Genomic DNA, 8067 nt, shown 5'->3' with positions numbered 1-8067 from the left:
CGGGCGGGCGGCGAGACGATGCGGCGCGCAAAGCCCGAGCGGGCATCCTCCAGACCGTCTGCCCGGCGCGCTGCACCAAAGGCGGGAAATCGTCCTCAACCAGATGGATCAGGCGTGAGAGCGTCATGCCGTAGGCTGGCAAAGCCTGCCCAGCGCATTGGCGGTGGCGCTGACTTCGGCGTTCTCAAGGCGCGAAAGCGTCGCGCGGCTGACCCCGCAGCGCGTGGCGAGGTCCTCAAGCGACCAGCCGCGCTCCTGACGAAGCGCGCGCAGGCGCTCGGCAATACGCTGGTCTATGGTGTGGTCATCGTACGAAGAAGAATCCATATTTGAGAAATTATCCCAAATATGGAAATCGTCAAGCAGGCTCCAAACAGGTTCATTGCGTCCTGATCTTTCACAATCAGGCGACCTGCCCACTCGACAAAGCAGCGCAAAGCAAATTATCTATAATTATGACCGAACACAAAGAGACCAAAGCCGCCCAGATCGCACGCACGCTGGCCGACCGCATCATCTCCGGCACGCTGGAGCCCGGCGCCCGGCTGCGGCAGGACCATGTCGCCGAGGAGTTCGGTGCCAGCCATGTGCCGGTGCGCGAGGCGTTTCGGCTGCTCGAAGCGCAGGGACTGGCAAAGAACGAACCACGCCGCGGGGTGCGGGTGGCGGCATTCGACCTGAACCAGGTGCGCGAAGTGGCGGAGATGCGGGCGACTCTGGAAGTGCTGGCCCTGCGCAACGCCGCGCAGCACCTGACGCCAGCGATCCTCGCTTCTGCCGAAGAGGCGACGCTGGAAGGCGATCGGGCGCGGGACGTGATGGCGTGGGAAGCCGCAAACCGGCGGTTTCACCGGCTTCTGGTCACCCCATGCGGCATGCCGCGCCTGCTGGCCGCCATCGACGATCTGCATGCGGCGAGCGCCCGCTTTCTCTTCTCGGCCTGGCGCTCGAACTGGGAAACGCGCACCGACCGCGACCATCGCGCGATCCTTGAACATCTGCGCCGCGGTGAACTGGACGCGGCCTGCACGGTGCTCGCGCGGCATGTGCAATGGATCGGGCACAAACCTGTCGAGACCGCGTCTGGAAAGCAGCGCAAGGCTTTCGTAATCGAGGGCTGACCGGGACACGCCCTCCCCGGCGCTTCCTGCCGGCGCCCAGGCTCCGCAACCGGTCGCGCCAGAACTGAACGCAATCACCTGCAATCGGACGAAAGAAGAGGGATTGTCCACACCCCTCTTGCCAAGAGCGCGCGAATGTGGACTCAATAATAGATCAAGACTCTAAATTATCTATAATTCGAAAGGTGCCCCCATGTCTGAGAGTTTCGCCACATCGCAAACCACAAGGCTGATCGGCAGCGCCGGTGCGCTGCAGCTCGACCAGAGGTCGTTCGCCTTCAGGGCCGGTGCGGTCGTGCTTGGCACGCTGTTCCTGGCCCTGGCCTCACGCATTGAGGTGCCGATGGTGCCGGTGCCGGTCACCATGCAGACATTTGCGATTGCCATGATCGGAGCGCTTTATGGCGCGCGTCTCGGCACGCTGACCGTTCTCGCCTGGCTCGGTGAGGCGATGGTTGGCCTGCCGGTTCTGGCCGGCGGCGCCGGCGGCCTCGCACACTTCGCCGGACCGACGGGCGGCTACCTGGCGTCCTTCCCGATCATGGCACTGCTTGTCGGCCTTCTGGCAGAACGCGGCTGGAACGCCGAGCGCCCGCTCCTCGCCTTCACCTCCATGCTGGCAGCCAATGCACTCTGCCTCGCCATGGGCGGTGTCTGGCTGGCCGGCCTGATCGGCATGGAGAAGGCCTTCCTGCTTGGCGTGGCGCCATTCGTGATCGGCGGCATCCTGAAGTCGGCGCTCGGCGCTGCGTCTCTGGTGGCGCTCGCACGCACGGCAAAGCGCGGTGATGCGCAATGACGGTGCGGCTGCGTGCACATCACCTTCTGTGCATGCTGACTTATGTCGGGCGGGGCTACAGCCCCGCCTTCACCAAAAATTACGACGGCATCGTTGCGCGCCTCAACGCGGGCGAGGATGTGCTTGTCATCGAAGGACCGGACGACATCTGCCGGCCACTGCTTGACGAAGAACCGCAACCGCATTGCCTGAACGCGCGCGTGCGCGAGCGGGACGCCCGGGCGGCAGGCGCGCTCTCGCGCTGGCTCGGCAATGAGATTGCCACGGGGCAAATTCTTCACCCCGACCGGGAACTGATCGAGCGGATGCGCACCGCCTTTGCCGGGGGCAGGACCCGGCAGGCCTGCCTTGGCTGCGAATGGCTTGGCCTGTGCTCTACGATTGCCAGACAGGGCTATGAAGGCGCGCGGCTTGGCACGGCGCCACAAGACTGAGCGCTCCCGCAGGATGGACGCACCACGCGCGCCGTGCCAGAAAACGGGCAATGGCAAAACTCATCTTCATCACGCACCCCGAGGTGATCGTCGACCCGGCCATCACCGTGGAAGACTGGGGCCTGAGCGACGCCGGGCGTGAACGCATGATACGCTTCGCGGCCAGCGACGCGGTCGCGGACATCAGAACCATCTGGACGAGTGTAGAGAGAAAGGCGCGTGAGGCCGCCGTCATTCTGAACGCTGAACGTCGCACTGGCGTCAGAACCAACCCCATGCTCGGCGAGAACGACCGCTCGGCAACCGGCTTTCTTCCGCCGGCCGAATTTGAACGGACGGCGGATGCCTTCTTCGCCAGTCCGGCGAAAAGCATCCGGGGATGGGAACGCGCCGTCGACGCGCAGGCGCGCATATATGCGGCAGTGAGCCGGATCGTTGCCGGCCATGATGACGGCGACCTTGCCATCGTCTCCCATGGCGCGGCTGGCACGCTGCTTCTGTGCAAGCTGCGCGGCATTCCCATCGACCGCGCGCATGACCAGCCGTTTCAGGGCCATTTCTGGGCCGCAGCACTGCCGGACATGGAAATCCTGCACCACTGGATGCCCATTGCGCCAAAAGTCTGAGACCCGTGTCGGAAACGGGGTGCGCCGTGCGTCCTGTGTGGCAACATCCATCAGAATAAAAGGGCAATGCATGAAGGTCACACAGCATCTCTGGTTCGAAAAAGACATGGAGAGCGCACTCCGGCTCTACACGTCGCTGATCCCCGGCTCCAGCATAGAGAGCGTGAAGACGCTGCCCACCGAAACACCGGGCGGGCCGGCAGGAAATGTGAAAGTAGCAAGCTTCACACTTGGTGATCAGCGCTATCAGGGGCTTGAGGCAGGACCTCTCGACGCGTTCAACCACAGTTTCTCGATCATGCTCGAATGCGAAACCCAGGACGAGATCGACCGGCTCTGGAGCGCGCTTGGCGAGGGCGGAACGACGGAACAGTGCGGATGGCTCAGGGACCGCTGGGGCCTGAGCTGGCAGATCCTGCCGCGGCGGCTTGGCGAACTGATAAACGATCCGGATACCGCCAGGGCGCAGCGTGTGATGGGGGCAATGCTGCAAATGGTGAAGCTCGACATAGCCGGACTTGAAGCCGCCGCAAGGGGCTGACTGGCATTATACCTTGGTCGAATACCGGTCGGGTTCTGCCTCGGGAGCCGGCGGGAAATGGCATTTTTCCGACCTCCCGTTACCCGGCCATTTCCGTAGAACATGCGGGCGGTATGGCCAAAAGAGGATGAGAGCCGGCTTTTCAGGCAGTCTTGTAGCCATTTCCCTTTCGTGCCATAGATTCCCCGCGCTCGGGTGATTGCAGACCCGGAGACTGGAAGCTTTATGATTTGGACGGCCCCTTTCCCCGATTTTCTTCAAACTCTCGAACCACCGCTAACCTGTGCACGTTGCGCAGACGCGACCTCTCAAAGGGAAAAGGAGTTTCCCAATGGCCCAGACAGGCACCGTTAAATTCTTCAATGCGAGCAAAGGCTTCGGCTTCATCACTCCCGATGATGGCGCGAAAGACGTGTTCGTACACATCTCGCAGTCGAGCGCTCCGGCATGACCACGCTCACCGACGGCCAGAAGGTTTCCTTCGAGGTTGAGCCCGACCGCATGGGCAAAGGCCCGAAGGCTGTCAATCTGTCGGCAGTCTGATTTCCAGACTCTCCCGGATGCACATATCGAGCGCGGCGTTCATTCGCCGCGCTTTTTATTTGCCCGCACAGATTGCAGGCGCATTGTTCTTCGCAATTCGTATTATTCACAAAACTTTCGCTTGCTCCCTTTAAAAAAATCGAACAAGCTCCCTGCCATTCGGGCATTTGCCGGCCCGGAGACTGGAATGGCATGCCCTGGCGGCGGATGTAATCGCGCCTTCAGGAAGTCGCGTCGAAGCAGCGAGGACAAACAACTTGTCCGGGCATAAAGCCCGCACCACTGGTCCCGATGAGAGGCGTGAAGCTGACTGTTTCTTCTCCCCCAGTAAACGACCGATGACGCCATGGGCGAGAACCCATCAAGAGGTTTGCCCGCCGAAACCAGCATAAAGGGAGAAAGGACTCCTTCCTATGTCGCAGAGTGGTACCGTCAAGTTCTTCAACCAGGCCAAGGGATACGGGTTCATCACCCCGGATAATGGCGAGAAGGACGTGTTTGTTCATATTTCAGCCGTTCAGGCATCCGGTCTGCAGGGCCTCGAGGACGGGCAGAAGGTCACGTTCGAGACCGAGCCGGACAAGCGTGGCAAAGGCCCGAAAGCCGTCAACCTGGAGGTTACGCCCTGACCGGGTGACGGGTACAGGACAGACCGCTTCATCGTTTTCGTAGACTGGCGAAGCGGTTCAGGCCCTGGTTTTCAGGCAGTTCCGAACGGAAACCGGCTTCCGCCTTTCCGGGAACTGCTTCGAAGGCGCCAGGCTTCGGCCTGCCCTCCGGGCAGGCCCTTCTGCTGCAGGCAGAACAGGGAACGCGCGTCAGTCGAGCCGCCGCGCGCTCTTTCTTCTTTTCACAGAGTTTAAGGCACCAGCGCAGCAGACCGCAGATAAGAATGGTGTCCTGCGACCTGCGTTTCCGCTTCCGCCGAACCGGTGCAGTCGCGCCGGAATGCCCCTCCCCCAAAGACCCTACCCATGGAAGCGTATATCGCCATTGTGCAAGAAACAGTGTTTGTTGAACAATGACAGATCCAGCGGATTGGGCAGACGGACATCGCCAATATCGGGCAGCGACCTGCCCGACAGATCGAAGGAGCGGTCTATCTGGGAGATGAAAACAAAGATCACCCCTTTCCTGCCGCCGAACCTCCGCAAAGACTGCACCTGCTCCATAAGATCGGGATTGATCCGCTTCTGATCGAGAAGCTGGAGATAGTCGACAACGGCAAGTGTGCCGCGCGGCACAGCCGAAAGCGCGCGCACGATATGATCGGCGCAGATCTCGTCAGAACTGTCGAACACAAAGCGGCCAGCATGGCGAGTCGCCTCTGCCCCCAGAGCGCCAAACCGCTCCACGATGTCGCGTTCGGTGTATTCAAGAGTGAAGAATGCACCGCCATCTGCCCTCTTCATGGTTTCGACGACCAGTTCCAGCGCCAATCGCGTTTTTGCCCTGACCGGGACGCGCGCCAAGCAGAAGGCAATCGCCGGGCGCGAGCCTGGACAACAGCATGGTTGCCGGCGCACGCGATGCGGCCTTTGCCGCCAGCAGGCTCCATCCGCCGTATCCCTGTTCGCTGGCAACGCGATCGAGCGCTGCGTGGAGCGGGACGCCATCGCGGCGGGACAGGAGTTTCGCCCTGCGCTTCAGGGCGTAGAGAGGGGCAGTCAGTTTCATCGGAAACCTCCCATTGCGAGCTGGTTTCGCAACCCCTCCTTATGCAGCCGCCCGAACAGTCGGTTTCAAAAGGCAGATAGCCCTGCATGACGTTTGCTTTCCCGATGGAGGGAGGCGGCGCGGGCAGCACCAGAATCAGAGATTAGCGCAACCCGCGTTCGGGCGAAACGATGGATCGCCGTCCAGACATCGGTCACACACGCAACACGCAGGATAAGGAGCGTTCATAATGGTTGAACGCAGGCTGCCTGCCTCATTCAGGTGCCATTCAGGTGCGAATGGATAAACCCAGTGCGAAAGCTGCGGCTCCCCCTGAAAAAACGCAGCTCGTGTTTGAAGAGGTAAAGTCATGAAACGCTTCCTGAAGACGGGCATTCTCTCGCTGGCCGTCGCGGCCACGACGCTCGGAGCGATCTCCACCGCCGATGCCGGTCACCGCCATCGTCACCGCAGCAACAACAGCGACGCCATTGCTGCCGGCGTGATTGGCCTGGCTGCAGGCGCCATTGTGGGCGGGCTCATCTCGGAGTCGCGCCGCGGCGACGATCGTGTCTACATCGACCCGCCCTATCGTCCCGACTACCAGCCTGTCTACCAATACCGAGAGCGCCCAGCATACCGCTACCAGGAACGCCCGGTATATCGCGAACATCCGGTTCGCTATCGCGCCGCGATGGAACCATGGTCGCGCGAATGGTTCCGCTACTGCGCCAACCGCTATCGCAGCTTTGACGGCCGCACCGGCACCTTCATGGGTTATGATGGCCAGCGGCATTTCTGCCAGCCGCGCTAATCTCGGAGTTCCCTGCCCCGAGACGAAATGAGGCCGGGCTCAGCCCGGCCTTTCTTCATGAAAAGCTGGATGTGGAGTTTGCGAACGCATCCAATGGACACTCGGGGAAAAAACGAAGAACCGGCCCTCGGACACTACAGCGCCGCGCGTCTTATAAGACGCGCAAAGGACGCTGTAACACTTTCAAATGATGCATGTTCGTTGTCTTTCAAATGAATTCATTTGAAAGCGACATGCATTAGCAACGTACACTGGACCCGGATCGCGGCTACCCGCAGATGCTCACGATCACTCCGCACGGAAAACAACCATTAGTTGATTTTCTGAAAATGTGTCAATCAATAAATGAAAACCCGCACACGCTTTTGAATGCAGTCATGGCGGTGAAAACCCTCGCTTCAACGAAATCGGGCTCCGGCTCCGGCAAAACACCGATAACGCGCCTGATCTGAAGGTCGCCAATCAGAAGGCCGAGAAACTGTTCTGCAGCGGTCGTCGGTGACGATGCAGTGAGACTGCCTGCCTCACATGCCCGGCGAAGCAGTTCTTCGACAAGCGGCGCCACGGCGTTGCGCCCGCCAGCGGCAATCGCAGCGCCCAGTTCTCCACTTTCATCGGCAGCAGCAGCACGGTTGAGAGCAATTGCCCTCTCGCCAAGAAGCATGGAGAGGAGAACCGGGGCGACGTTCTCCAGACATTCCAGCGGATCGTCCCCCGCCTCGATTGCGCGCAGCAAGGCTCCGCGTGTTTCACGCGCATTCGCCTCGACCATCGTTTTGAAGAGACCATTCTTGTCGCCATACCAGCGATAAAGCGTTTCGTTCGACGCCCTCGCCTCCCTGGCAATGGCCAGCATCGACGTTCCGCCATAGCCCCTCTCGCGCAAAAGCCGATAGGCGGCACGCTCTATCTGAGCCTGGCGTTCTGTTCTCGTTTCCTCACGCATGCGCATCTCCCACCGTCTTGACAGCTACCGTACACAAATGTACGAAATTAAAAAGTGTACACATATGTACGTTTTTGGAGGCATGGCGATGCGCAGCCTGATCACGGGACTTTCGGTAACCGCTGTTCTTTTCTCCGGGGCGATCTTCGGGTTCTTCTATGCTTGGGTGTGCTCGACCATGTGGGGCCTCGACCAGGCAGACCCGCGTGTGGCGATCGCGGCCATGCAGGCGATGAACGCCTCGGTGCGCAATGCGGTTTTCTTTCCCGCCTTCTTTCTGACGCCCGCGGTCCTTGCGCTGGCAGCGCTCGCGATCTGGTACAACGGGCAAAGGGGTCCGGCCTTATGGATCGCTGCGAGCGCCGCGATCTACCTGATCTTCGGTCTCTTTCTGACAATGACGGTCAACGTGCCGATGAACGAGGCGCTGGCTCTGATTGCGGTGCCGGATGAGATTGAAGCGGCAGAAGCGATCTGGTCCGACTATTCTTCACGCTGGCAGTTCTGGAACCAGACGCGAACGGTCGCATCCGGCATTGCGCTGGCGCTTGCCGGCTATGGAATTGCCCGGCTCCACACACACTGAA

At 60.8% G+C, this 8067-nt stretch carries 10 protein-coding genes and 2 pseudogenes; 9 read left to right on the top strand and 3 right to left on the bottom strand.

Going from position 1 to position 8067, the window contains the following annotated elements; genetic code table 11:
* Positions 1-123 precede the first annotated feature (123 nt).
* Positions 124-327, bottom strand: a complete 204-nt coding sequence (locus JCM21793_RS30350; RefSeq protein ID WP_051556194.1) for a helix-turn-helix domain-containing protein — start codon at positions 325-327, stop codon at positions 124-126.
* A gap of 128 nt (positions 328-455) precedes the next feature.
* Between JCM21793_RS30350 and JCM21793_RS13960 the strand changes: the two genes are divergently transcribed.
* From JCM21793_RS13960 to JCM21793_RS13930, 7 genes and pseudogenes are all read left to right on the top strand, one after another.
* A complete protein-coding gene (locus JCM21793_RS13960; RefSeq protein ID WP_025030763.1) occupies positions 456-1121 on the top strand; it encodes a GntR family transcriptional regulator in 666 nt (221 codons plus the stop codon).
* 193 nt (positions 1122-1314) lie between these two features.
* Complete coding sequence (locus JCM21793_RS13955; protein ID WP_007010452.1) at positions 1315-1920, top strand: biotin transporter BioY; 606 nt, start codon at positions 1315-1317, stop codon at positions 1918-1920.
* On the top strand, positions 1917-2354 hold the full coding sequence (locus tag JCM21793_RS13950; protein ID WP_007010451.1) for a DUF1284 domain-containing protein: 438 nt from the start codon (positions 1917-1919) through the stop codon (positions 2352-2354). The genes JCM21793_RS13955 and JCM21793_RS13950 overlap by 4 nt, the downstream gene beginning before the upstream one ends.
* Positions 2355-2404: 50 nt before the next feature.
* Positions 2405-2980: a histidine phosphatase family protein gene (locus JCM21793_RS13945; RefSeq protein WP_025030762.1), complete on the top strand. Its 576-nt coding sequence runs from the start codon at positions 2405-2407 to the stop codon at positions 2978-2980.
* A gap of 70 nt (positions 2981-3050) precedes the next feature.
* A complete protein-coding gene (locus JCM21793_RS13940; protein WP_025030761.1) occupies positions 3051-3521 on the top strand; it encodes a VOC family protein in 471 nt (156 codons plus the stop codon).
* Between the two features lie 331 nt (positions 3522-3852).
* A pseudogene (locus tag JCM21793_RS25990) lies at positions 3853-4064 on the top strand (cold-shock protein).
* A gap of 413 nt (positions 4065-4477) precedes the next feature.
* The gene (locus tag JCM21793_RS13930; RefSeq protein WP_007010446.1) at positions 4478-4693 is read left to right on the top strand and encodes a cold-shock protein; all 216 of its coding nucleotides are present in this window, start codon (positions 4478-4480) and stop codon (positions 4691-4693) included.
* A gap of 339 nt (positions 4694-5032) precedes the next feature.
* Here JCM21793_RS13930 and JCM21793_RS25985 read toward each other — a convergent pair.
* Positions 5033-5741 (bottom strand): annotated as a pseudogene (locus JCM21793_RS25985) (DNA helicase).
* 349 nt (positions 5742-6090) lie between these two features.
* Between JCM21793_RS25985 and JCM21793_RS13920 the strand changes: the two are divergent.
* Positions 6091-6534 (top strand): BA14K family protein, encoded by a 444-nt coding sequence (locus tag JCM21793_RS13920; protein WP_025030760.1) that lies wholly within the window; start codon positions 6091-6093, stop codon positions 6532-6534.
* Positions 6535-6868: 334 nt separating this feature from the next.
* Here JCM21793_RS13920 and JCM21793_RS13915 read toward each other — a convergent pair whose 3' ends face one another.
* Complete coding sequence (locus JCM21793_RS13915) at positions 6869-7480, bottom strand: TetR/AcrR family transcriptional regulator (RefSeq protein WP_025030759.1); 612 nt, start codon at positions 7478-7480, stop codon at positions 6869-6871.
* A gap of 88 nt (positions 7481-7568) precedes the next feature.
* Between JCM21793_RS13915 and JCM21793_RS13910 the strand changes: the two genes are divergently transcribed.
* The gene (locus JCM21793_RS13910) at positions 7569-8066 is read left to right on the top strand and encodes an anthrone oxygenase family protein (protein WP_025030758.1); all 498 of its coding nucleotides are present in this window, start codon (positions 7569-7571) and stop codon (positions 8064-8066) included.
* The last annotated feature ends 1 nt before the right edge of the window (position 8067 follow it).

Source organism: Nitratireductor aquibiodomus NL21 = JCM 21793 (assembly GCF_000615975.1).
Classification (GTDB): Bacteria; Pseudomonadota; Alphaproteobacteria; order Rhizobiales; family Rhizobiaceae; genus Nitratireductor; species Nitratireductor aquibiodomus.
The sequence above is the reverse complement of the archived record's forward strand: the minus strand, read 5'-3'. Positions and strand labels throughout refer to the sequence as shown.